The sequence below is a fragment of the Poseidonibacter parvus genome (assembly GCF_001956695.1).
In the GTDB taxonomy this organism is placed as follows: domain Bacteria; phylum Campylobacterota; class Campylobacteria; order Campylobacterales; family Arcobacteraceae; genus Poseidonibacter; species Poseidonibacter parvus.
Genome location: NZ_CP019070.1, coordinates 2,490,335 through 2,514,814, shown reverse-complemented (window position 1 = coordinate 2,514,814; position 24,480 = coordinate 2,490,335). Strand labels below are relative to the sequence as shown.

Genomic DNA, 24,480 nt, shown 5'->3' with positions numbered 1-24,480 from the left:
TTGTTTGAGAGATATAAAGAAAGAGAGGTGTAAATAAAAAGATTTCTCTTTTTATTTACAAGTGTCGATTACTGATTCTTGGTTTGGATATAAGTAAACTTCAACTCTTCTATTTAAAGCCATATTTGTATTATTATCATTAGGAGCTACAGGTTTATCAAAAGAACACCCTTTTGAAAAGATTTGATTTTGTACCCCTGCATTATAAATAATATTACCCACATTTGAAGCTCTTTTTTCTGATAAAGTTTTATTATAAGAATGAGAACCTCTGCTATCTGTATGACCTGTTACTTGAACTAAAGTGTTTGGATATTTTTCAAGTACACTTGTAACTTTAGAAATTTTTGAGCTTGCACTCATAGTTGGAGTTGCTGAGTTTGTTTCAAACATCATTGCATCTCTGAACATTATTTTTACGTAATTATCAGTATTTGATACAATTAAATCTTGATTTGGATCTAAAACAGCATTTGGATTATTATTAACATTTGTATTTAAACTATCAGCTACTTCTTTTGCTTGTTTATCTAAACTATAACCAATAGCTCCACCAATTGCAGCACCTGCAACTGCACCAATTACTTTATTTCTACTTTTGCTTCCTCCACCAACATTATTCCCAAGTGCAATACCTGCAAGTGCTCCTAAAGTTGTACCAATAATTGCTTTTTGATTATCGTCAATAGTTGGATTTCCTGTTCCTGTTGCACATCCACTTATCATAGTAGCTGCTACAAGAGAAGATATCATTAATTTTAAATTTAGTTTCATTTTAAGTCCTCAAATATTTTATTTTATTATTTTAACATATTATTGTGAAATAAAAGTTATACAAAATAGTAATTAGTATGTAACAAACTTGTGTTATAATTATTTTATTAAATTAAGGAATTATATATGGAAAAAAGAACAAAAATATTAGCAACTTTAGGCCCAGCAAGCCATAGCATAGAGACAATAGAAGGCTTAATCAAAGCAGGTGCAAATATGTTTAGATTAAACTTTTCTCATGGAAGTCATGAATATCACTTAGATACTTTAAATAATATTAGAACTGCTATGAAAAACCTTAATACAACAGTAGGAGTATTACAAGATATTTCAGGACCGAAAGTTAGAGTAGGGGATTTAAAAGAACCTTTTGAACTTTTACGTGGTGATGAAATCACTTTTCTAAAAGAAGAAATTGTAGGATATAAAAAAGAAGATAAAAAATATGTAGTTTCTATTAATTATCCTGATATTCTAGATAAAGTAAAAATAGATGAATATATTTACCTTTATGATGGAACTATTAGAGCAAAAGTAATTCAAATAGAAGGTGAAGTAATAGCTCGTATTGAAAACCATGGAATACTATCTTCAAAAAAAGGTGTAAATTTCCCAAATACAGTAATTGATATTAATGTAATTACAAAAAAAGATGAAAAAGATATTGCTTGGGGTGTAGAGAATAATGTAGATTACTTTGCAATCTCTTTTGTTCAAAATGGTAATGATATGAAAAGAGCAAGAGAACTTCTAAATGGCTATAAAGGTAAATTAATAGCAAAAATAGAGAAGTTTGATGCTGTTGAAAATATTGATGATATTATAGAACAATCTGATGGTCTAATGGTAGCACGTGGGGATTTAGGTATTGAAGTACCTTACTATGATGTGCCAACTATTCAAAAGATGCTAATTAAAAAAGCAAATAATGTAGGAATGCCTGTAATTACAGCAACACAAATGCTTTTATCAATGACACAAAATGAAAGAGCAACAAGAGCAGAAATATCTGATGTTGCAAATGCAGTTCTAGATGGAACAGATGTAGTAATGTTATCTGAAGAAAGTGCAGTTGGTGAAGATCCAATAAATGTAGTTGAAACAATGAGTAATATTATTTCAAAAACAGAAGATATTTATAACTTTGATAAACAAAGTAAATTAGAATACTTAGATGAATTTGATGTAATACAAGCAACTGTAACAAAATTAGCAGATGATTTAAATGCAAAAGGAATTCTAGCTCTAACAAGCTCAGGAAAATCAGCAATAAAAATGTCAAGATATAGACCAAAAACTCCAATCTTAACATTTACACATAAGAAAAAAGTATTAAATTCATTAACAGCAGTTTGGGGAGTACAACCAATAGGAACAATAAAAGAAGCACATGCCTCTAAAATGTTTCAAAAGATGTTAGTATCATTAGAGCAAAAAGGCTTACTTCAAAAAGAAGGACCTTATGTAGCAACAGTAGGGTATCCAGTAGGAATGCCAGGAAGTACAAATACAATTAAGATTTTAACTGAGTCTGAGATTGAATATTATTTGAATTTTAAGGGAAAGAAGTAGATTTTAAAACAAAGAGTTAAAGTTATTCTTTGACTCTTTGTTTTTTTAATAGTTAAATTAGTTGTGTAACTTTGTATATACGCTTAATAATTCAATTTGCTTATCAATTTCATAAGTTTTCAAATCAATCACTTTAATTTTTTGAGAGTTTTGTAAAGTATCCAAATCACTTTGTGTTTTTAATTGTGCTTCTTTTTCTTCATAAATTATACTTAAAATTGAGTCATAAATATTTAAATCTTCTTTAGTAATATTTATTCTATCATCAAGCATACTTATCTTTTCAAGTTTTGATTTAAAGTAAGTTTTTTCATCAGTAATTTTATTTTGTAAATCAACTTTTGATTTTAAATAATCAAGCTTTTTACTTTCAATATCATTAAAGGTTCTTATATCAAAAGGTACAGTAACTCTTAATCCATAAGTTTGAGAATTGTCATCTAATGATGAAATACCATCTTTAAAATGATTATTTGTATATGTATAAAAAGCACTTAAACTAGGTAAATAATTTGCTTGTGTTACACCTTTGAAGTGATCTTTCTTTTCTATATCTGCTTGTGCTTTTTTAATTTCAATATTATTATCTAAATACTCTTTTTCATTAAATATTTTTAATGTTGGCAGAGAAAAATTTGTATAATCTTTTGATGAAATATTATTGAAGTTATTTATTAATTCTTGTTTTTGATATTTTAAATCAACTAAAGAATGCTTAGCTTCATTTTGAGTTAAAAGTGCATTATCTAAATATGAACTATCTAAAAAGCCATTTAGAACTTGCTCTTTTTTTCTTGTAACATCAATTTTTGCATTCATTAAAGAAAGCTTAGCTTTTTGTATATTTAAGTCTGTTTTTTTTATTAAAAAAAGATGATTAGTTGCAGTATAAATCAACTCTTTTCTTTGCTGTGATATTTCTAGGTTTGCATATTTTTGTGTAGAGTTTGCATATTTAATAGCTTCATAAATTCCACCACTTCTAAAAATAGGCTGATCAATAGAAATAACAGATTTTTCATTTTTATACTCTTCTCCAAAGTTTTTTGTATAGTTATATGTAATTGGATTTACCCAATCTTTTTTGAGTTTTTCACTATCTTCATTAGCTTTTTCTTGTGATAAATCAATACTCTTTTTTCTAGTGTCAGATAAAATTTCTTGATTATTTAAAGAGAACTCATTTGCAAATAAATTTATAGATATTAAACTACATAATAGTAGTTTAATATTATTTGATTTTTGAAAGTGCATTTTCTAACCTTTTAAATCCTTCATTAATTTCTTCTTTTGAAATTGTCAAAGGAGGTAATAATCTTAATGTATGTTTTCCTGCTTTTAAAACTAAAACACCTTGCGTAAATGCTTCATTAATTATTTGAGTTAATGTTTCGCCATCTTTTACTCTTAGTCCTCTCATTAAACCAAGACCAACTTCTTTTGTAAATAAGTTTGTAAATTTTTCGTAAACTTCACTTAGTTTATTTTGGAAATGAATTATAGTTTCATCTAAAGCTCCAGAATTTTTAGTTTCTTCTAAAATATCAAGAACTTCAAGAGCGGCTGTTGTACTTAAGAAATTTCCTCCAAATGTAGATCCATGATCTCCATATGTTAAAATATCTTTATGTGTTGTTAAGACAGCACCAATAGGAACTCCTCCTCCTAAACCTTTTGCTAATGTAACAATATCAGGTGTAATTTCATAAAGATTTGAAGCTAGAAATTCACCAGTTCTGTAAATACCTGTTTGAACTTCATCAACTATTAATAGAATCTTTCTTTCTTTTAAATAATTAGCTAAATCTTGAACTTCTTTTTTATCTAAAGGTTGAACTCCACCTTCACCTTGAACTAGCTCAATCATAACAGCAGCAGTTTCATCATCAATTGCATCATAAACATCTTTTATACTGTGATTATAAGAAAACCCTTCAGGGTATGGTTCAAAATTTTGTGTATGCATAGCTTTTTGGCCAGTTGCTTTTACAGTTGTTATTGTTCTTCCATGAAAAGAGTGTGTTAAAGTGATTACTTTATATCTTTTCTTTTCAAATTGAGTTTGTCCATATTTTCTTGCAATTTTAATGGCACCTTCATTTGCTTCTGCTCCTGAATTTGAAAAGAATATTTTTATATCCATATTTGAAAATTGGGCAATTTTTTTAGCTAATAGCGCCTGTGGTTCAATTGCATAAAGATTTGACATATGTGTGATATTACTAACTTGCTTATAAATAGCATCAGCAACTCTTTTATTTCCATGTCCAACTGAAACTACAGCAATACCTGCTGTGAAATCTATATAATCTTTTTCATTTTCATCAAAAAGTGTTGCATTTATACCTTTTTTGAAATTAACATAATTTCTTGCATATGTTTGTAATACGTATTCTTTATCTATTTGTTCAATCATTCTTTTTCCTAATTTTATATACTTGTTTATATTTATACTTTATTTATAAATGGATTATATCAAAAATATTTAAACGATTTATTAATACCTATTGATTAATTGCTTTACTTATATATCTATTTAAATCCATTAATCCATAATTTAGACTATCACGTTTTTTAAATTCTTCATTAAACCAATCAAAGCTTTTCCAAAAATCAGGATTAGCTCTATTTATAACATATTTTAAGATCTCTTTTTTATCTAAAACAGAATCATTATAGTTTTTTAAAAGATTGAAGAAATCTTTTAAATCATCTTGTTTTACTTCAGCATATGCATTTGGGTAAGAACCTACAAATCCTTTTATATAATTAATTGTGTCCTTTGAAGCATCAAGCCTTGATTCTTCTGAAAATAATAAAGCAACATTTTTATGCCACCTATTTATTACCATAGAATAAACTAAATCTTTTCCATCATTCATTTTAATTCTAATATGCGCAAGATTAGCTTTTGAACCTGTAAAAGTTTCTATCAATTTTGAAGAATTTGGGAGGGTTAAAGTTTTTAATGTCTCTTCAATCTCTTCTTTTGTTGTATATTTTTCTTTTATTTTACTTGCTACATAATCTGTATTTATGTAATTTATTGAATCTTTTTCTACCTTTGTATAGTCAAATACTTTTTCAATAAACTCTTCTTTATAGTTTTTTGTTTCATATTTTATTTTACTTTGAACTTGTGATGGAATATAAACACTTAATTGAGATGCTAACCAACCTTGATACCAAGAATTAAAATAGTTTGTTCTAGACTCTTTTGGAAGATATTCTAAAAAATTACTCTCTCCTTCAATTCTTAATCTGTCCATATGTTTTCTAACTAATAGTTGGTGAGGAGTATTCCCAAAAACATCAAACCCTGCAACTAAAGAGTAATAGATTCTTTCTAATAGTGGATAATCAATTACCCATAATGTTTTAGGAATATTTCCTAAAGCACCTTTATGAACAGATGCTGAATCAAAGTGTCTGTATATAGTCAAAATTGAGTCATTACTATTTTTATTACCCTTCCAAATAGAGTTTAAATCTAATCCTTTTGGATAATACCTTTTATATATTTCTGATTTATTTTTTTGGTATTTTTTTGCTAAATCATAATTATCTAAAATTGTGGCAGTTTTCAAAATACTTGGATTATCACCGTATTGATTTGGGATAAATAAATTTTCAATATTATCATGTAAAAAGAACTTATCATTGATTGATACATCATATTTTGGATCCATAAACATAACCCAGAAGTGATCTTGTATTACATTAAGAGCTACTTGACCTTTACAAACAGGACCTCTAATATATGTCATAATTGTATAGTGAATATTATCAAGCATAAATTCATATCTACTTTGTGCAGGGATTTGTTCAAAAACTTTTAAAGCATTAGCTGCAATTTTAGGGTCGTAAGATGTTGGATAGGGATTAATATCCCATTTTTTATCTATAAATAGTTCTTTATATCTTAAAAGTTTTTTGTCATTAAGGCTATAAACCATATGAGTTTTATGAACAATTGTAGACTCTATTTTTCTAAATCTATAGAAAAATTCTCCTTGGACTTTATCATAAGGAAATTTTGTAGCAATAATTTCTATATCTTTTCCACTAGGAGTTTTTGAACGAACTAATTCATAAAAGTTTTCGCTTTTATCATCAAAAGAAATATGAGCTAAAAACAGATGTTCATAAATATATCTAGCACTTACTTTATGTTTTAAGCTATTATTATTTAAGAATTTTTCAAATTTTGATATTTGTATTTGTTCTTTTTTAGGAATAATATTTTTTATACTATCATCTTTATATCCTTGTTTTAACCAAGTTAAAAGAAGATTGTACTCATTTTTTTCAAGTGCAGGAAAACCATAAGGCATTCCTTTATGTGGATTATCATTAAAAAACTCATTTAACTCATCTTTATCTTTTGCACATGATAATTCATCAGTTTCAGGAGAATACTCTCCTATGTTTAGAGGATTTTTTTCTTTTTGAAATAAGTATCTCATCATTATAGATTCATCAGAGTCTTTTATTTTATCAGCAATAGAGAAAAAACCTTTTTCTCTCCATTGTTTTTCATTTATTGCATCTGTAAATAATCTTGTAGGATTTGCTGCACTTAATCTATTTGCATAAATATCTTCTTTTGTAGAACCTCTTTGAAGACCTTCAAAAGATGATAGTTTTAATTGACAAGGTGAGTTATAACAAGAGTGACATGAAACACATCTATTATCAAGTATTGGTTTAATATCATCAACAAAAGAAATCTTTTTATTAACACTTTCAAACTTTATTGGTTCAAGTGGTTTGATAGAACAAGCAGTAAAAAGAAATGTAATAAAAATTAAAAAAAGTAAGTGAAGTTTCATATAATATTTTCCTAAAATAAAGTTTATTATTATACATAAAGTTTCTAATTTTTAAAGAGCTTTTTGCTACAATTCAAACTAAAATTGAAGGAATAAAATGCAGCATTTAATTAGAACAGCCGATTTTAGTGTAGAAGAGATTATTGAACTTTTCAAGGATGCCAAAGAGTTTAAAAATATGAAATCTAATAAAATTTTAGATGGTAAAATAATAGTTACACTATTTTTTGAAAACTCAACTCGTACACGAAGTGCTTTTGAAATTGCTGCAAAAAGATTAGGAGCTGAAGTAGTTTCTTTAGATGTTGGAACATCTTCAAGAAGCAAAGGTGAAACTATTTTTGACACAGTTGCAAATATTAATGCAATGAAACCTGATGCAATTATTATGAGACATAGTGATTGTGGATTACCTGGAACTTTAGTTGAGCATGTTGATTGCCCAATTATAAATGCAGGTGATGGAAAACATGCTCATCCTACACAAGCCTTACTAGACCTTTATACAATTAGAGAACATTTTAATGATGATATTGAAGGTAAAAAAATAGCAATTGTTGGAGATGTAAGAACTTCAAGAGTAGCAGGTTCAAATAGAAGGTTACTTCCAAGATTTGGTATGGAAGTAGTTTTTGTTGCACCTGATTGTTTTAAAGCTGAACATAATGAGCACAAGCAATATGATAATATTCGTGAAATCATTGATGAAGTTGATGTTGTTATGAGTTTAAGAACTCAACTTGAAAGACATAATGAAATTTTCTTTGAATCAATTCAAGAATATGCAAATGATTATTGTATTACTAGTGAAACATTTGGTAATAGAGATATTTTATTATTACATCCAGGTCCTGTAAATAGAAATGTTGATATTTCTGATGAAATGTTAAAGGATCCCCGAAATAAAATTTTAGAACAAGTAACAAATGGTGTTGCAGTTAGAATGGCAATTCTTAAAAAACTAGTAAAATAAAACTTGCAAAATAAAGAACTAGAAAAAAAACTTAATGAATTAGGCTCTTTAAAAGAGCCTTTTTTGTTTGTAATCTCTTATGATTTAAAAAAATTTTATGTAAAAGAACTTTCAAAAATTCCAAAAGGAATAAAATTTGAAATAAATACTAATATTTCTTCAAAAATAAAACATAAAACTAAAATAGAAAAATATCCTATTAGCTTTAAAAAGTATGAAAAAAAGTTTGATTTTTTACAAGAACAAATAAAAATGGGAAATACTTATCTTTCAAATTTAACTGCTAGAACAAAAATAAAAACAGAATATTCTCTTGATGAAATTTATGAAAAAGTAAATGCAAAATTTAAATTAAGATTTAAAAATGAAAATGAAAACTTTGTTTGTTTCTCACCTGAACGTTTTATTGAAATTAAAAAAAATAAAATATCAACATATCCTATGAAAGGGACAATTGATGCATCAATTGCAAATGCTCAAGCAAAAATTTTAGGTGATATAAAAGAAATGGCTGAGCACACTATGGTTGTTGATTTATTAAGAAATGATTTAGCAATAGTTTCTTCAAAAGTTAGAGTTGATAAGTTCAGGTACATTGATAAAATAAATGCAGGAGATAAAAAACTACTACAAGTAAGTTCTAAAATCTCTGGACATTTAGAAGATAATTGGAATGAAAATATTGGAACAATTCTTACCTCTTTATTACCAGCTGGCTCAATTACAGGAACTCCAAAGAAAAAAACTATAGAAATCATAGAAGAAATTGAAGAGTATGATAGAGAGTTCTATACAGGTATTTTTGGTATTTTTGATGGAAAGAATCTTGATTCTTCTGTAATGATTAGATTTATTCAAGAAGATGAGAATGCTCAAAAATATTATAAAAGTGGTGGTGGAATTACTTGTGATTCAAGTGTAAAAGATGAGTACCAAGAACTGCTTGATAAAATATATTTACCCTTCTAAAAAATAAAAAAAGGTTTTTAATGCAAGAATATTTTGAAACAATAAAATGCGATGATTATGAAATATTTAATCTTGATTATCATTGTAAGAGAATTGCAAATACAATAGCTTTAAATATTAATCTTAGTGAATATATTTATCCTCCATCAAATAAGTTATTAAAATGTAAAGTAATTTATGATGAAAGTGGAATATTAGATGTTCAATATGATGAATATAAAAAAAGACAAATTAAATCTTTTAAAATAATTTATGATGATAATATTTCATATTCAAAAAAAACTGTAAATAGAGATGAGTTAAATAAGCTATTTAATCAAAGACAAAATAGTGATGAAATCATAATTATTAAGAATAATATTGTAACAGATACAAGTATTGCAAATATAGCAATTTTATATGAAGGTACATGGATTACTTCAAAGTCATATTTGTTAAAGGGAACTACAAGAAGTAGATATTTAAATGAAACCCAAATTATAGAAAAAGATATAACTTTAGAAATGTTAAAAAAAGCAGAAAAAATTGCATTAATGAATGCAATGATAGATTTTGATGAAATAAGTGATTACTCTTTAAGTTTATAAACTCTTTTTAGTAATTTATTCCATTTATCTTCTTTTCCCCAGTTGACTTTTACTTTTTGTGTAAATCTCTCTTTTGTAAATTTATAAGCATCAATTTCATTAAAAGCAAATTTTGGAATAAGTTTTTTTCTTTTTGTCAGAGGAATTACTCTAAAGCTTAAATTATCTAATACTAATGGAGTTGAGTTTTTATTTTCTAAATACATTAATACCATATGTGCAGTAGTTGAACCTTTTACTTTTACAACGCCAAAGTATAGTTTTTCTTTTGGTATATTTAACTCTAAAAGTGTGAAGTATTTTGAAATAGCATAATCTTCACAATCTCCATGACCTTGTAATAAAAATTCCTTTGGTGTTGCCCAATGATCAAGAGATGACTTTGAATCAATATCTTGTTTAGAAAATATTTTATTTATAAATGAATTTACATGAGAGAGCTTTCTTATTAATTCATAATCAATAACTTTTTCTTTTAAAGTTTGATATTTACCTAGTCTATTTTCAATAAATTTCTTTTTTGAAGAGTTGTTTATATATTCATAATCTTTTTTATTTAGTTTAAACTCATAGGCGTAAGAATTGCTAATAGTAAATATTATAAAAATAAGCATAATTATTTGTTTCATAAGTTATAATAGCAGTAAAATTTATAAATGAAAGTTAAATAAATGATTACAGATATTATAGAAAATGAAGAATACAAAAATTTAGTGTGTAAACAAGTGAAAGAAACTATTGATTATTTATTAGAAAATAATCATGAATTCTCAATTACTGCAAATATTGATGGGATTACTTTTAATCCAGAATTACCAAAACCTATTAAAGAGCAATTAGCAAAATTTTCTTTATTTGTTTTAAGTAATTATACTTATACTACGGTTGGAATTGATGATGGTTTTATATCTTTTGAAGCAGGTTATGGAAGTGAAAACTTTGGTTCAGTTGCAAAAATTCCTTTACATTCAATATTCCAAATTGTTGTAGAAGAATCTATTTTATATATTAACTCTGTTGCAACAGTTGATAAATTTAATAAAAATTTAGAACAAAATTCTATGAATGTATTTAAAAATAATCCAAATAATAAAAAATTTAAATAAATTACAACTTTGAAACATGAAAAAGAGATAAAAAAAGCTTTTGAAGTATCAATCCCTGTAATGATGGGATATGGCGTTTTAGGTTTTGCTTTTGGATTATTACTAGTTTCCTTTGATTATGATTGGTATTTAGCACCTATTATGTCACTATTTATTTATGCAGGTGCTTTACAGTTTGTTGCAATCAATTTTTTTAATGCAAAAGCTGGTTTTGTAGATATTGCAATTGCATCTTATTTTGTAAATATTAGACAATCTTTCTATGGTTTATCTCTTCTTAAAAGATTTAAAAAAACAGGAAAATTAAAACCATATTTAATCTTTGGTTTAACTGATGAAACTTATGCTTTATTAACAACAATTAAAGATGATGAACAATTAAAAAAAAGATGGTACTACTTTTTTTTAACAGCTTTTAATCAATCATATTGGTTTATAGGTTCAACTTTAGGAGCTATTGTAGGATCTGGTATAAAATTTGATACAGCAGGCTTAGAATTCTCTCTTACTGCTTTATTTGTAGTTTTATGTATTGAACAATATAAAAGCTTACAAAATAGCATTCCTTTTATTATTGGACTTATAGCTTCTTTATTTTCACTAGTTTTTATTCCAAGTGATAAAATGCTAATTGCGTCAATAATAATTGCACTAGTTTTAATGTTTAGTTTTAGAAAGAAAATAGAAAATGACTAACTATGAAATATACATTGCAATTGCAATAATGGCTCTTGTAAATATTTTTACAAGAGTATTTCCTTTTTTGTTTTTTAGAAAAAATGAACTTCCCGCTTATATAGTTTTTATTGAGAAATTCTTTCCTGCAATTATAATGACAATACTAATTGTATATTCAGTTAAAGATGTTGATTTTTCGATTTTCCCTTATGGATTAAAAGAAGTGGGTGCAATAGCTTTTACAGCTATTTTGCATTTAATACTTAAGAATTATTTGATATCTATTTTTGTTGGAACAATCTTTTATATGTTTTTGGTTCAGTATATTTGATTAGAAAATTTTAGACATAAAAAAAGGTCAAGCTAGAAACTTGACCTTTTTTATATTAAGTAGTAAGTTTATTTATTTGGTGCAAATTTAAATAAAGCACTTCCCCAAGTTAAACCACCACCAAAAGCATCAAATAAAACAGTATCACCTGCTTTTATTTTTCCTTGCTCATATGCGTAGTTCATTGCCATTGGAATTGATGCAGCTGAAGTATTACCATATTTATCAACAGTAACAACAGTTTGCTCTTCAGTCATTCCTAAAGCTTTTCCAACTGCTGTAATAATTCTCATATTTGCTTGATGTGGAATAAAATGATTAATATCTTCACTTGTGATATTGTGTTTTTTCATCATTACTTCTACATCTGATGTAAGAGTTCTAACAGCTAATTTGAAAGTTTCATTTCCTTTCATTTTAATACAAGCCATTTTATTTTCTAAAACTTCTTGACTACAAGGATGTTTAGAACCTCCACCTGGAGTTTTAATTAAATCTTCATAGTTTCCATCACTTGAACAATTTACATCTATAATAGCTTCATCTTTATTATCAGTTGCAGAAATTATAGCAGCTCCTGCTCCATCTCCAAAGATAAAACAAGTTCCTCTGTCTGTATAATCAAGGATTGAACTATAAGTTTCAGCTCCAATAATTAATACATTTTTCTTCATACCAGATTCAACAAAAGCTTTTGCAATAGAAGTAGCATAAACAAATCCTGTACAAGCTGCACTAACATCATAAGCCATTACAGCTGGAAGTCCAAGTTTTGATGCAATTAAACATGCAGTTGAAGGCATACATAAATAGTCAGGTGTAACAGTAGCACAGATTACTAAATCAATATCTTCTTTAGCGATTCCAGCTCTATTTATTGCAACTTCTGCTGCTTTTGCACCTAAATCAGATGAAGCTTCATTTTCTTCAGAGATTCTTCTTTCTTTAATACCAGTTCTTTTAGTAATCCACTCATCACTAGTATCAATTATTTTTTCAAAATCTGCATTTGTCATAATCTTTGGAGGTACGTATGCTCCAATAGATCTAAAAGCTGCATATGCCATTTACATATCCTTATTATAAAAGTATAATAAATAAAACTTATTTACTATATTTAGCTAATCTTTCTTCAATATCTTCGTTCAAGTTTGAACTTGCTGCACTAATTGCTTGAAGAATTGCATTATGAATAGCTTTTGGGTTAGATTTACCATGTGCTATAATAACAGGTGCTTTTACTCCAAGTAATGGAGCTCCACCATATTCAGCATAATCAACTCTAACTTTTAAGTTTTTAAATACTTTTCTCATTAGTACTGCACCAGCAATTGAAATTAATGATCGCTTTAAACTTTTCTTTATGATTTTTCCGATGGTATCAGCAACACCTTCGGCAGTTTTTAATAGGATATTCCCTACAAAACCATCACAAACAACAACATCAACTGTTCCCTTGAAGATATCACTACCTTCAACATTACCTGCGAAATTTGGAACTTTTGATATTAAGCCATAAGCTTCTTTTGTAACTTCATTACCCTTGCTTTCTTCTTCACCATTAGATAATAATCCAATAATTGGATCTTCAAGTTGTAATACATCTTCTGCATAAACTTGACCCATTACAGCAAATTCGAATAAATTTTTTGCATCACTGTCTACATTTGCTCCAACATCTAATACTAATGTATTTTGATTTTCGCTTGTAGGCATAAGTGTAGCAATAGCAGGTCTAGAAACACCTTTGATTCTACCAATTCTTAAAGTTGCTAATGACATAGAAGCTCCAGAATGACCAGCAGAAACAACAGCTCCAGCTTTCCCATCTCTTACTAATTCCATAGCTTTGTAAATTGTAGATTCTTTTCTTTTAAGTGCATCAGTAGCAGAATCGCTCATACTAATTACATCATCTGTATCTAGTATTTCTATTCTTGATAAAAAGTTTTGAGGTATTAAAGATAATAGTACATCTTTTTTTCCCACTGCAATTGCAGTAAAGTTATTATTGCTTTTTAAAGCAGAAATAAGCCCTTCAATAATAGGTTCAGGACCGAAGTCCCCACCCATTGCATCTATTGCGATTTTATGCATTAGTTTTTGTATTCACCAGTATTTGGATTAACTGTATGAGGCATTTTCCATGTTCCGTCAGTGTCTTTAACAGGTCTTTTTAATGTAATCTTGTAGTGTGTTCTTCTTTTAGCTGCTCTACTATGAGAGACTCTTCTCTTTGGTACTGCCATTTTATTTCCTTTTAAAATTCTTTTTCAAAATCATCATTATCTTTTGAACATTGTTCACAAATATGATAATCACTCTTTATAGCTTCAAGTTCACTTTGAATTATTTCATCAAAATCTATTAAACCATCTTCTATTTCAATTACTAAATCTTCGCAATCGTCATTTTTGAATATACCATCACTTAATAAAAAGTCTAGCTTTTCATTAACTTCAATATTATCAATTGTTCCACATCGGCAACAATCAATGTTTGTATTTCCAATTAACTTTGCATCAATTTTTACTAATGATTGCGACATTTTACAAAAAGTACCTTCAATTTTAACTGAATTTAACTCAGCTTCCAAAGTTTTGGGAGTTTGTGGTACTTTTTTAAATTCTATTTTCATTATAAAATAAGTTAATTAATCAATAATTAACAAATTTCTTTCTGTGCAAAGAAGAAATTAATTTCAATATTTGCATTTTCTACTGAATCAGAACCATGAACAGCATTTGCATCAATTGATTCAGCAAAGTCAGCTCTAATTGTTCCAGCTTCAGCTTCTTTAGGGTTAGTTGCACCCATTAAGTCTCTGTTTTTAGCCATTGCATTATCACCTTCTAAAACAGTTACAACAACTGGTCCAGAAATCATGAATTCTACTAAGTCACCAAAGAATGGTCTTTCAGCATGTACAGCATAAAAAGCTTCAGCGTCAGCTTTGCTTAATTGCATCTTTTTAGTTGCAGCGATTCTTAATCCAGCGTCTTCAAATCTTGATAAGATTTTTCCAACAACATTTTTTGCTACTGCGTCAGGTTTAATGATTGATAAAGTTTGTTCCATAGTGTTATTCCTCGATTTTTATTAAGTCGCGGATTATATCTAAAAAATAAAAAAAAGGCAAGTAATTAAAAATTACTTGCCTTTTTGTAAGTAGTGAAAAGTGTAAAACTAATTAAATATTAGTCTTCAACACAAGGTTCACCAGCTGTTTTTCCATCTCTAACTGGATTAGCTGCTGAATCTCTATTATCCCATTGAATACATCCTTCAGTAGGACATGCGTCTGCACATGCAGGTGCATCATTATCACCAATACACTCAGTACATGTTTCTGGGTTTACATAATAAATATCTTCACCTGTTGGGTTCTCATCATTGTCTACAATTGATTCTGTAGGACACTCGTCTAAACATGCATCACAACTAATACAAATATCTGTAATTATTACTGCCATATATAACTCCTTTTAATTTTAAAAAACTTTATCACACAAATTATAAAATTATCTTTAAAATAGATATATTATCAATATTAATAGAAAAATTAGTAAAATTGAAACAATTAAATAAATGTAAAAAATAATAGTTAATTTCGTGTATAAAGAACTCATTATTATAGCAAACAAAAGATAAAAATTATCAAAGAATAAAATTTTTTATAAATTTTAGAATTTAAGCTAATTTGTAGTTTTTATTTATAATATTTGTTATATAATGTCAATACAAAAAAATTAAACAAAAATAAAAGGAATATATATGTTAGTAACAAAAAAAGCTCCAGATTTTACAGCAACAGCTGTACTTGCAGACGGTCAAATAGTAGCAGATTTTAATTTATATGAAAATATTGGAGAAAAAGGTGCAGTATTATTTTTCTACCCATTAGACTTTACTTTTGTATGTCCATCTGAAATTATTGCTTTCTCAAAAAGAATCGAAGAGTTTACTTCAAGAGGTGTTAATGTTATTGGTGTTTCTGTTGATTCACAATTTTCTCACTTTGCATGGAGAGAAACTGATGTAAATAATGGTGGAATTGGAAGAATTAAATACCCATTAGTTGCTGACCTTTCAAAACAAATTTCAAAAGATTACGATGTATTATTTGGTGAAGCTGTTGCATTAAGAGGTTCTTTCTTAATTGATGCAGATGGAACTGTTAGACACTCTGTAGTTAATGATTTACCATTAGGAAGAAACATTGACGAAATGATCAGAATGGTAGATACAATGTTATTTACTAATGAGCATGGTGAAGTTTGTCCTGCTGGTTGGTCAAAAGGTGACGAAGGTATGAAAGCTTCAACTGAAGGTGTTGCAGAATACTTAGGAAAACATGAGGGTGATTTATAATAATCATTTTTAATTAAATAAAAAAGCTATCAATATATATTGATAGCTTTTTTTATGTCTTTAATTTTATAAAAGGTCAAAATTATTGACAAATTTTAAAATTCACACTACAATATCGATAATACTTAATAGAAAACTACAAAAAAACTACAAATTACATACTTAAATGTACAATCAAAAAGGCAAAAATTACTTATGGAAGAGTCAAAAACTCAGAATAAAACTAAAAGTCCTAGAAAAGCTAGAACTCACGTACCTGTAGAAGGTTATAAAATCGAGCAGTTAAGAGAACTTACATTAGAAGAACTTTTAAATATTGCAAAAGAATTAGATGTAGAAAACCCTCAAGAATTAAAAAGACAAGATTTAATGTTTAACATTTTAAAATCTCAAATTGATGCTGGTGGATTTATCTTATTCACTGGAATTCTTGAGATTAAAGATGGTGGATTTGGATTCCTTCGTGCAATTGATGGAAACTTCTCTGATACATCAAATGATTCTTATGTAAGTGCTACTCAAATTAGAAAGTTTGCATTAAGAACAGGGGATATTGTTTCAGGACAAGTTAGACCTCCTAATAAAGATAGTGAAAAATATAATGCTTTATTAAAAATTGAAGCAATTAATTACTTACCAATAAAAGAATCAAAAAATAGACCATTATTTGATAACTTAACACCTCTATATTCTACAGAAAGATTTAAATTTGAATATGATTCAAAAAGAATGACAGGAAGAATGCTTGATTTATTTGCTCCAATGGGTAAAGGTCAAAGAGGATTAATTGTTGCACCTCCAAAAACTGGTAAAACTGAACTTTTAAAAGATTTAGCTCATGGTATTTCTAAAAACCATCCTGAAGCTACTTTGATGGTTTTATTAATTGATGAAAGACCAGAAGAAGTTACAGATATGCAAAGATCTGTAAAAGGTGAGGTTTATTCTTCTACTTTTGATTTACCTGCTCAAAATCACGTAAGAGTTGCTGAAATTGTTATTGAAAAAGCAAAAAGACTTGTTGAAATGAAAAAAGATGTAGTTATCTTACTTGATTCTATTACAAGACTTGCTCGTGCTTATAATACTGTTACACCATCTTCTGGAAAAGTGCTTTCAGGTGGAGTTGATGCAAATGCTTTACATAAACCAAAAAGGTTCTTTGGGGCTGCTAGAAATATTGAAGAGGGTGGAAGTTTAACTATTATTTCTACTGCACTTATTGAAACTGGTTCAAAAATGGATGAAGTTATTTTTGAAGAGTTTAAGGGTACTGGAAACTCTGAAGTTGTATTATCAAGAAATGCGGCTAACAAAAGAGTATATCCTGCTTTAGATATTATCAAATCAGGAACAAGAAAAGAAGAATTACTTCTTTCTCCAGAAATTTTACAAAAAACATGGATTTTAAGAAATGCAATTGCTTCAATGGATGAAGTTGAAGCTTTAAAATTTCTTTATTCAAAAATGCAAAAAACTAAAAACAACGCTGAATTCTTCGCTGGAATGAATGAATAAAAAGTAGCTTTAGGCTACTTTTTATAACTATTTAAATCAAAACTTATTACAAAAACTTATTTCAGGAAAATTATTGAGTACCTATGCAAACTATAAAGATATTGATAAAAATCAACTTAAAAAAGATATTGACGAAGTAAAAAAAAGTTTAAACGGAAGTACTTATGATGACTTCTTACATTTACTAAAACTAGAACGTTGGGGAAGGGCTTGTACTTTTCTGGCTATGGACTTGTAGCTCTTATAAGCTTTTTAGAAATATCATCTTTTGCTTTAAGTGGATTTCTTTTCTGGATTCTAGCACTATTTTCAGCAACTTTAATTGCAGTTGGAAATGTATCAAGATGGGCTAATGTTGCTCATCCTATACTTCATGGTGCATATGATAAAGTTCCTGGAATTCCTTTTAGATATACAAAAGCTGGATTTGCCAAAGACAATAGAAGATATCTTGACTGGTTAGATTGGATTAAACCTGAAGCTTGGATTCATGAGCATAATATTATGCACCACTATCATTTAGGGGAAGATGAAGATCCTGATAATGTTGAGAATAACTTGCAATGGTTAATTCAATCAAAAACTCCTATGTGGTTAAGATATGTTTTTGTTTATGCTTTTGCTGGAACTTGGAAGCTTACGTATTATGCTCCAAATACTTTGAAAATATTAGAGAATAAAAAAAGACGTAAGTTAAAACTAGAAGAAGTTAAATCTTATGAAGTAAGTCCATTTAAAAAGAATGGTGCAATTTTATGGAAACAATATATACTTCCATATTTTTCTGTTAAATTTATACTAATACCTTTTCTATTTTTACCATTAGGTTTAGAAGCAGTATTTAATGTTTTTATTATTACATTAATAGCTGAATATATTGCAAACTTACACTCATTTTTAGTAATTGTTCCAAATCATTCAGCAGAAGATATATATAGGTTTGATACTCCTCATAAATCACAAGGTGAGTTTTACTTAAGACAGATTATGGGAAGTGTAAACTACAACACAGGAAGTAATTTAATTGATTTTGGACATGGATGGTTAAACTATCAAATAGAACATCACCTTTTCCCAAACTTACCTCTAAGTCAATATCAAAAGCTTCAACCACTTATAAAAGATTTATGTAAAAAGCATAACTTAGAATATAGACAAGAAAGTGTTTTTAAAAGAATGTATATGACAATCGAACTTATGGTTGGAAAAACTAAACTTTTAAAAGTTAATAGCATTTGAAAACTTTTTCATATTGCTCAACTCTAAAATCAAAAGTAGTATAAGCAGGATTTTTAATCTTATTTTCTTTATACAAAGAATTTGAACCAATAAATCTATTTGCTGCATTTGAAGGAGAGGTTAAACTTATTGTTTTAATTACTCTATTGTCAAAACTAAATTCATGAACTTTTGGAATTTCTTTTGAAGTTTGCATAAATTTTATATTTTTTTCTTTTAGAATTTTTCTTAAAAAATATTCAGGACCATTCTTACTATTTCCTCCTGTAAAAATAATAGTCTCAATGTTTTTAAATTCTTTAATATATTTTAAAATATCACGCAGTTCAACTTCACTCATTCCTAAATCACTTGCATCAATTTTTTCTCTTTTACAAGAATTAACAATATCACAAACCCCTATTTTTTCTTTTATTAAAAAGTTTTTTCTTTTTGTAACTTCATCTTTTGTATTTAAATATTCTAGTTTTAAATCAAAAATTACATCTAAAGCTTTCCATAATAATCCATCTTGTGAACCATAACAAAAATCTACATCATTTACTTTATACGCTTTTGTACAAAATCTAGGAGGAGGTAGTGTTCCTACTATTAGTTTTTTAGTATCTTCTTTTATAAATGGCTCATATGGATGAAAATGATGAAACATGAAAACCAACCTTTTGGGTAAACAAAATTTTAATTGAATTTTAACATATTTAGATATAATCTAAAAAATAATATTAAGGTTTTATTTGAAAGTTGGAGTATTTGATTCTGGTTTAGGTGGATTAACAGTTGTATCTTCTATAACAGAAGTATTTAAAGGTGCAAAACTTTTTTATGTAGCTGATACAAAATATGCACCTTATGGACAAAAGACACAAGAACAGATTTTAAAGCGTAGTATTGATATAACAGAATTTCTAATAAAAGAACATCAAATATCAGCTTTAATTATTGCTTGTAATACTGCAACTTCTGCTGCTGTTAAACATTTAAGAGAAAAATTTCCAAAGCTAATTTTAGTAGGAACAGAACCTGGTATTAAACCTGCAATTGAAGCTACGAAGACAAATAATATTGGAGTTTTAGCAACTCCTGCTACATTAAAAGGTGATAAATATCAATTGCTTGTTAATGAATTATTTGAGAATAAAAAAGTTAAATTATATGAGCAAGCTTGCCCTGGATTAGTTGAACAAATTGAAAAAGGACAAACTGATTCAAAGTTAACTTATTCAATGTTGGAATCTTGGTTAAAGCCAATGATAGAATATAATGTTGATACAATTGTTTTAGGTTGTACTCATTATCCATTAATTGAAAAACAAATCAAAAATATTATGAAATATGATATTACAGTAATTCAAACTGGTTTAGCAATTGCAAAAAGATTAATAGATCTAAGTAGTAAAAAAGGTCATGTTAACGAAGGTTCATTAGATATTACAATCTATGCCACAGATGATATTAATGAAAATATGATAAATAAAATATTTGAAAAAAGTGAATATAAAAATAAAATTATAATTAGGAAATGCAATATATGAGTGAATTAAGACAAGAGACAAAAGTATTAGCTTTAAAATATAGACCTCATAGATTTGAAGATTTAGTAGGTCAAAGTACTGTTTCTCAAACTTTATCTTTGGCATTAGATTCAAATAGATTATCACATGCTTATCTTTTTTCAGGTTTAAGAGGAAGTGGTAAAACTTCAACTGCTAGAATTATGGCAAAAGCACTTTTATGCTCAAATGGTCCAACTTCAAAACCTTGTGAAGTTTGCGATAACTGTGTTAGCTCAAATGCAAATAGACATCTAGATGTAATTGAAATGGATGCTGCTTCAAATAGAGGTATTGATGATATTAAAGATTTAATTGAACATACAAAATACAAACCAAGCTCTGCACGATTTAAAGTATTTATAATCGATGAAGTTCATATGCTTACTACTCAAGCTTTCAATGCTCTTTTAAAAACACTTGAAGAACCTCCTGGATTTGTAAAGTTTATACTTGCAACTACAGATCCACTTAAATTACCTGCAACAATTCTTTCAAGAACTCAGCATTTTAGATTTAATAAAATATCAGATACAGATGTAACTCATCATTTATCACATATTTTAAATGAAGAAAATATTGAATTTGATACAGATGCATTAGAAATTGTTGCAAGAAGCGGTCAGGGAAGCTTAAGAGATACACTAACGTTATTAGACCAAGCTATTATTTTCTCGCGTGGAAGAATTACAACAGCAACTGTAGTTGACATGTTAGGTTTAATAGACCCAAAAGTAATGGATAATGTATTTACAATAGTTCTAAATAAAGCTGATATTACACCTATAATTAAAGATTTAGAAAATTATGATGTATCACAAGTATGTGATGAAATGTCAATTTATTTAAAACATAAAATGCTTGAAAAAGATGCAAGATTTGATTTACTTTTATTTGATAGATTTTTTAGAATAATAGGAGATGCTAAGCATCTTTTATCGATTAACTCTGATGGTGGCTTTGTTCTTATTTTAACTTTAATGAAGATGATTGAAGCTACAAATATTAAAACAATTGAAGAAATAATTTCACAAGTTGAAGATATTAAACCAAAAGCTGAACAAAAGCCAGTTGAGAAAATAATACAAAAGCCGATAGAAGAAGTAGTAGAAAAGCCAGTTGAAAAATTAGTTGAAAAAACTCCTCAGGTAATAAAAACACAACAAGAACCTAAGCCTGAGGTAATTGAATCTAATCCTTTTGAAAGTAATATGACTGAAGAAATTATGGAAAACATTCCAGAAACAAAGATTGAAGAGGTAAATGAAGCTGATAAAGTTTTAATTGAAAGCACTTCAATGGTTGATTTATCTGTAATTGATTCAATTCCTGAAGTTTCATATCCAACACCTTTTGATGATTTGCCTACAAGTAAAGAAGAGACATTATCAAATATAAATACAGACACAAATTCAAATGAAAAAAAAGAAGTTAAAAATCTCAATGAAGTAGCACCTGTAGTTTCAGCAGAAGTTCAAATAGAACCAATTGTTCAAGAGCATAAAGAAGTTAATATATCTCAAGAAGTTGAAGTTGTACCCATTGATGAACCACAAATGGAAGAAAAAGATGAAATGTATGAACAACTTACATCAAAGGTTTATGATAGAGACTACTCTTTAGGAGAGTGTTTTGAAAAAAACTTTATCTTTAATGGTTATGAAAACAATAAATTATCAATTATTTCTTATGCTAAAGATGAAGATAGAAAGTTTTTATATAAGCACTTTGCATTAATTAGAACCTTTGCCCAAGATGTTTATGGAAACGATGTTGAGTTAGATTTTAAAAAGGATGAAGCCTCCGTTGAGTTAAAAAAAGAAGCTATTAAAAAAGTTGAAGAAGTTAACGAGGATATTAAAGAAGAAATAAATCAAAATGTAAATACCCAAAATGAATCAGGTTCAATGATTGAAGAAGTTGAAATGAGTTCAGGTTGTGTTGCTGATATGCATAAAAGTGCAGTTCAAACTCCTGCACAACAAGAATTACAATTAAATGATATTATTAATTCTCCTATGTTAAATAGAGCAAAAGAGCTTTTTGATATTAAAAAAATTACTGTAAAATCAAGATCTTAGTATTAACTCTTGATTAATACTATGCAGTTAAAATATAAATAGTTTTAAATTATAAGGAATAAATATATGAAAAAAGTATCAAAAGTATTAACACTTGCAGTTTTATTAACAAGTAGTTTATTTGCAAATGTTAGTGATGATAATGTAATAAAATTTGAAAAGAAAAGAATATCTCAAAACCCAAACTTAGAAGTAAAAAATATAACAATAAATACAAAAAAAGAATTACCTGTAAAAGGTTGGTTTGGTTATGTTTTAGATGTTGAAGCTAAAATTGATGATAAAATTATAAATGCAAAAGATATTATATTTTCCGACGGAAGATATATTTCACTTGATTTATTAGATTCAACAAATGGAAAATCTCTAAAAGACTTAGTAAGTCCTAGTTTAAGCTCAAAATATTATGATAAATCAAAATTAATTGCAGGTAATCATAATGCAAAAGATAAAATTGTAATTTTCTCAGATCCCTTATGTCCATTTTGTATGGACTATGTTCCTGATGTAATTAAGCATGTAAATAAAAATAAAGATTCAATTGCTTTATATTATTATCATTTCCCATTATTAAGAATACATCCAGCAGCAGGTCCTTTATCTAAATTAATGGACTTAGCAAAGCAAAAAGGTATTAAAGATATTGAATTAAAAGTTTATAAAGCCAATTGGGATGATTATTTTGATTCAAAAGAAAAAGATGAAAAAAAGATAATTAATGGATTTAATAAAGAGTTTAATACATCATTTACTCAAGATGACTTATCATCAATTGAACTTTTAGAATTAATTGAAAATGATATGAAAATGGGTGAAGATGTAATGGTTCAAGGAACTCCAACTATATTTGTTAATGGAGAAAAAGATACAATGAAAACTAAATTTGAACAATTAGGTAAAAATAAATAAAGGCATAAAATATGGAAAAACTAGTAATTGCAACAAGAAGAAGTAAATTAGCTTTATGGCAATCAGAATTTATACGAGATGAACTTAAAAAACATTATCCCAATATGGAAATTACATTACAAGAATTTGTAACAAAAGGTGATAAAATTCTTGATGTACCATTAGCAAAAATTGGTGGAAAAGGTTTATTTACAAAAGAGTTAGAAGTAGCAATGCTTGAAGGTAATGCACATTTAGCTGTTCACTCATTAAAAGATGTTCCTACACAATTTGAAGATGGTTTACAACTTACAGCAGTTACTAAAAGATATGATCCAAGAGATGCTTTATTAAGTAATAAATACTCATCAATTGATGAATTACCAAAAGGTGCTGTAATTGGAACTACTAGTTTAAGAAGAAGAATGGCTTTAAAACTTTTACGTCCTGATATTGAACTTAAAGATTTAAGAGGGAATATCAATACAAGAATTGCAAAATTAAATGCAGGTGAGTATGATGCAATTATCTTAGCAGCAACTGGTGTACAAAAACTTGGTATTGAGAATGAAGTTAAATATTTTGAACCTATTTCAACGGATTTAATGATACCTTCAATGGGACAAGCAACACTTGGTATTGAAACAACTACAGATCCTAAGATTGTTGAGTTAATATCTGTATTAAATGATAATGATGCACAAATTGAATCAACTATTGAGCGAAGTTTTGTTCATACATTAGAAGGTGGTTGTCAAGTGCCAATTGGAGTAAAAGCTACAATTGCAGATGAGAATTCTGTTAGAGTTCAAGCAATTGTTGGAATGCCTGATGGTAGTGAGTCAATTTCAGAAGAAATTACAGCTGATATTAAAAATTATGAAAATGTAGGACAAATTTTAGCGCAAACTTTTATAGACCAAGGTGCAAAAGATTTATTAGAGCGAGCAGAAAAAGTAGCTTTTAAATAAAAGTTAAAATTAGCAATATTTTCCAAGAATTAAAGATGAA

General features: G+C 27.6%; 27 protein-coding genes. 15 read left to right on the top strand and 12 right to left on the bottom strand.

The features are described 5' to 3' along the window. Positions 1-51: 51 nt before the first annotated feature. On the bottom strand, positions 52-774 hold the full coding sequence (locus LPB137_RS12365; RefSeq protein ID WP_076088531.1) for an OmpA family protein: 723 nt from the start codon (positions 772-774) through the stop codon (positions 52-54). A 126-nt stretch (positions 775-900) separates the two neighbouring features. Here LPB137_RS12365 and pyk point away from each other — a divergent pair, with 126 nt between their 5' ends. Further along, positions 901-2,346: a pyruvate kinase gene (pyk, locus tag LPB137_RS12360; protein WP_076086392.1), complete on the top strand. Its 1,446-nt coding sequence runs from the start codon at positions 901-903 to the stop codon at positions 2,344-2,346. A gap of 57 nt (positions 2,347-2,403) precedes the next feature. Here pyk and LPB137_RS12355 read toward each other — a convergent pair whose 3' ends face one another. The 3 genes from LPB137_RS12355 to LPB137_RS12345 all read right to left on the bottom strand — a co-directional run bounded on the left by LPB137_RS12355 (position 2,404) and on the right by LPB137_RS12345 (position 7,178). Then, a complete protein-coding gene (locus tag LPB137_RS12355) occupies positions 2,404-3,600 on the bottom strand; it encodes a TolC family protein (RefSeq protein ID WP_076088529.1) in 1,197 nt (398 codons plus the stop codon). Next, positions 3,578-4,762 (bottom strand): aspartate aminotransferase family protein, encoded by a 1,185-nt coding sequence (locus LPB137_RS12350; RefSeq protein ID WP_076088527.1) that lies wholly within the window; start codon positions 4,760-4,762, stop codon positions 3,578-3,580. Before LPB137_RS12350 ends, LPB137_RS12355 begins: the two co-directional genes overlap by 23 nt. Positions 4,763-4,850: 88 nt before the next feature. Next, a complete protein-coding gene (locus LPB137_RS12345; protein ID WP_076088525.1) occupies positions 4,851-7,178 on the bottom strand; it encodes a fatty acid cis/trans isomerase in 2,328 nt (775 codons plus the stop codon). A gap of 97 nt (positions 7,179-7,275) precedes the next feature. Here LPB137_RS12345 and LPB137_RS12340 point away from each other — a divergent pair, with 97 nt between their 5' ends. From LPB137_RS12340 to LPB137_RS12330, 3 genes are read left to right on the top strand one after another with little or no spacing between them, the layout of a single operon-like run. Next, positions 7,276-8,151 (top strand): aspartate carbamoyltransferase catalytic subunit, encoded by an 876-nt coding sequence (locus LPB137_RS12340; RefSeq protein WP_076088523.1) that lies wholly within the window; start codon positions 7,276-7,278, stop codon positions 8,149-8,151. A 3-nt stretch (positions 8,152-8,154) separates the two neighbouring features. After that, positions 8,155-9,120 (top strand): aminodeoxychorismate synthase component I, encoded by a 966-nt coding sequence (locus LPB137_RS12335; RefSeq protein WP_076088521.1) that lies wholly within the window; start codon positions 8,155-8,157, stop codon positions 9,118-9,120. Between the two features lie 20 nt (positions 9,121-9,140). Further along, complete coding sequence (locus LPB137_RS12330) at positions 9,141-9,707, top strand: aminotransferase class IV (RefSeq protein WP_076088519.1); 567 nt, start codon at positions 9,141-9,143, stop codon at positions 9,705-9,707. Here LPB137_RS12330 and LPB137_RS12325 read toward each other — a convergent pair. Further along, positions 9,689-10,336: a transglutaminase-like cysteine peptidase gene (locus LPB137_RS12325; RefSeq protein WP_076088516.1), complete on the bottom strand. Its 648-nt coding sequence runs from the start codon at positions 10,334-10,336 to the stop codon at positions 9,689-9,691. The two genes, LPB137_RS12330 and LPB137_RS12325, sit on opposite strands and share 19 nt — an antisense overlap. Before the next feature lie 42 nt (positions 10,337-10,378). Between LPB137_RS12325 and LPB137_RS12320 the strand changes: the two genes are divergently transcribed. From LPB137_RS12320 to LPB137_RS12310, 3 genes are read left to right on the top strand one after another with little or no spacing between them, the layout of a single operon-like run. Then, on the top strand, positions 10,379-10,813 hold the full coding sequence (locus LPB137_RS12320; protein ID WP_076088514.1) for a hypothetical protein: 435 nt from the start codon (positions 10,379-10,381) through the stop codon (positions 10,811-10,813). 9 nt (positions 10,814-10,822) lie between these two features. Further along, a complete protein-coding gene (locus LPB137_RS12315) occupies positions 10,823-11,509 on the top strand; it encodes an AzlC family ABC transporter permease (RefSeq protein WP_083657258.1) in 687 nt (228 codons plus the stop codon). Further along, positions 11,502-11,822 carry a branched-chain amino acid transporter permease gene (locus tag LPB137_RS12310; protein ID WP_076088511.1) on the top strand — a complete coding sequence of 107 codons (321 nt, stop codon included), beginning with the start codon at positions 11,502-11,504 and terminating at the stop codon, positions 11,820-11,822. Before LPB137_RS12315 ends, LPB137_RS12310 begins: the two co-directional genes overlap by 8 nt. A gap of 68 nt (positions 11,823-11,890) precedes the next feature. Here LPB137_RS12310 and LPB137_RS12305 read toward each other — a convergent pair whose 3' ends face one another. From LPB137_RS12305 to LPB137_RS12280, 6 genes are all read right to left on the bottom strand, one after another. After that, positions 11,891-12,889: a beta-ketoacyl-ACP synthase III gene (locus LPB137_RS12305; RefSeq protein WP_076088509.1), complete on the bottom strand. Its 999-nt coding sequence runs from the start codon at positions 12,887-12,889 to the stop codon at positions 11,891-11,893. A 37-nt stretch (positions 12,890-12,926) separates the two neighbouring features. Continuing rightward, on the bottom strand, positions 12,927-13,919 hold the full coding sequence (plsX, locus tag LPB137_RS12300; RefSeq protein ID WP_076088507.1) for a phosphate acyltransferase PlsX: 993 nt from the start codon (positions 13,917-13,919) through the stop codon (positions 12,927-12,929). Beyond that, complete coding sequence (rpmF, locus tag LPB137_RS12295) at positions 13,919-14,071, bottom strand: 50S ribosomal protein L32 (protein WP_076088495.1); 153 nt, start codon at positions 14,069-14,071, stop codon at positions 13,919-13,921. The genes plsX and rpmF overlap by 1 nt, the downstream gene beginning before the upstream one ends. Before the next feature lie 11 nt (positions 14,072-14,082). Beyond that, positions 14,083-14,460 (bottom strand): hypothetical protein, encoded by a 378-nt coding sequence (locus tag LPB137_RS12290; protein ID WP_076088492.1) that lies wholly within the window; start codon positions 14,458-14,460, stop codon positions 14,083-14,085. A 26-nt stretch (positions 14,461-14,486) separates the two neighbouring features. Further along, a complete protein-coding gene (gene ndk, locus LPB137_RS12285) occupies positions 14,487-14,900 on the bottom strand; it encodes a nucleoside-diphosphate kinase (RefSeq protein ID WP_076088491.1) in 414 nt (137 codons plus the stop codon). Between the two features lie 119 nt (positions 14,901-15,019). Continuing rightward, a complete protein-coding gene (locus LPB137_RS12280) occupies positions 15,020-15,295 on the bottom strand; it encodes a 4Fe-4S dicluster domain-containing protein (RefSeq protein ID WP_076088490.1) in 276 nt (91 codons plus the stop codon). 301 nt (positions 15,296-15,596) lie between these two features. Between LPB137_RS12280 and LPB137_RS12275 the strand changes: the two genes are divergently transcribed. The 4 genes from LPB137_RS12275 to LPB137_RS12265 all read left to right on the top strand — a co-directional run bounded on the left by LPB137_RS12275 (position 15,597) and on the right by LPB137_RS12265 (position 18,950). Then, a complete protein-coding gene (locus tag LPB137_RS12275; protein WP_076088488.1) occupies positions 15,597-16,193 on the top strand; it encodes a peroxiredoxin in 597 nt (198 codons plus the stop codon). A 195-nt stretch (positions 16,194-16,388) separates the two neighbouring features. Then, the gene (gene rho, locus LPB137_RS12270) at positions 16,389-17,711 is read left to right on the top strand and encodes a transcription termination factor Rho (RefSeq protein ID WP_076088486.1); all 1,323 of its coding nucleotides are present in this window, start codon (positions 16,389-16,391) and stop codon (positions 17,709-17,711) included. Between the two features lie 73 nt (positions 17,712-17,784). Next, positions 17,785-17,949 (top strand): hypothetical protein, encoded by a 165-nt coding sequence (locus LPB137_RS14680; RefSeq protein WP_228144671.1) that lies wholly within the window; start codon positions 17,785-17,787, stop codon positions 17,947-17,949. Next, the gene (locus LPB137_RS12265) at positions 17,922-18,950 is read left to right on the top strand and encodes a fatty acid desaturase family protein (protein ID WP_228144670.1); all 1,029 of its coding nucleotides are present in this window, start codon (positions 17,922-17,924) and stop codon (positions 18,948-18,950) included. Before LPB137_RS14680 ends, LPB137_RS12265 begins: the two co-directional genes overlap by 28 nt. Here the strand turns inward: LPB137_RS12265 and LPB137_RS12260 are convergent. Then, positions 18,937-19,599 carry a uracil-DNA glycosylase family protein gene (locus LPB137_RS12260; protein ID WP_076088484.1) on the bottom strand — a complete coding sequence of 221 codons (663 nt, stop codon included), beginning with the start codon at positions 19,597-19,599 and terminating at the stop codon, positions 18,937-18,939. The genes LPB137_RS12265 and LPB137_RS12260 overlap by 14 nt on opposite strands. An 85-nt stretch (positions 19,600-19,684) precedes the next feature. Between LPB137_RS12260 and murI the strand changes: the two genes are divergently transcribed. From murI to hemC, 4 genes are all read left to right on the top strand, one after another. Then, positions 19,685-20,482, top strand: a complete 798-nt coding sequence (gene murI / locus LPB137_RS12255; RefSeq protein WP_076088482.1) for a glutamate racemase — start codon at positions 19,685-19,687, stop codon at positions 20,480-20,482. Beyond that, positions 20,479-22,581, top strand: coding sequence for a DNA polymerase III subunit gamma/tau (locus tag LPB137_RS12250; protein WP_076088480.1), 2,103 nt, complete (start codon positions 20,479-20,481; stop codon positions 22,579-22,581). The genes murI and LPB137_RS12250 overlap by 4 nt, the downstream gene beginning before the upstream one ends. Before the next feature lie 66 nt (positions 22,582-22,647). Further along, on the top strand, positions 22,648-23,490 hold the full coding sequence (locus LPB137_RS12245; protein ID WP_076088478.1) for a DsbA family protein: 843 nt from the start codon (positions 22,648-22,650) through the stop codon (positions 23,488-23,490). A gap of 11 nt (positions 23,491-23,501) precedes the next feature. Next, positions 23,502-24,440: a hydroxymethylbilane synthase gene (gene hemC / locus LPB137_RS12240; protein WP_076088476.1), complete on the top strand. Its 939-nt coding sequence runs from the start codon at positions 23,502-23,504 to the stop codon at positions 24,438-24,440. Positions 24,441-24,480 lie beyond the last annotated feature (40 nt).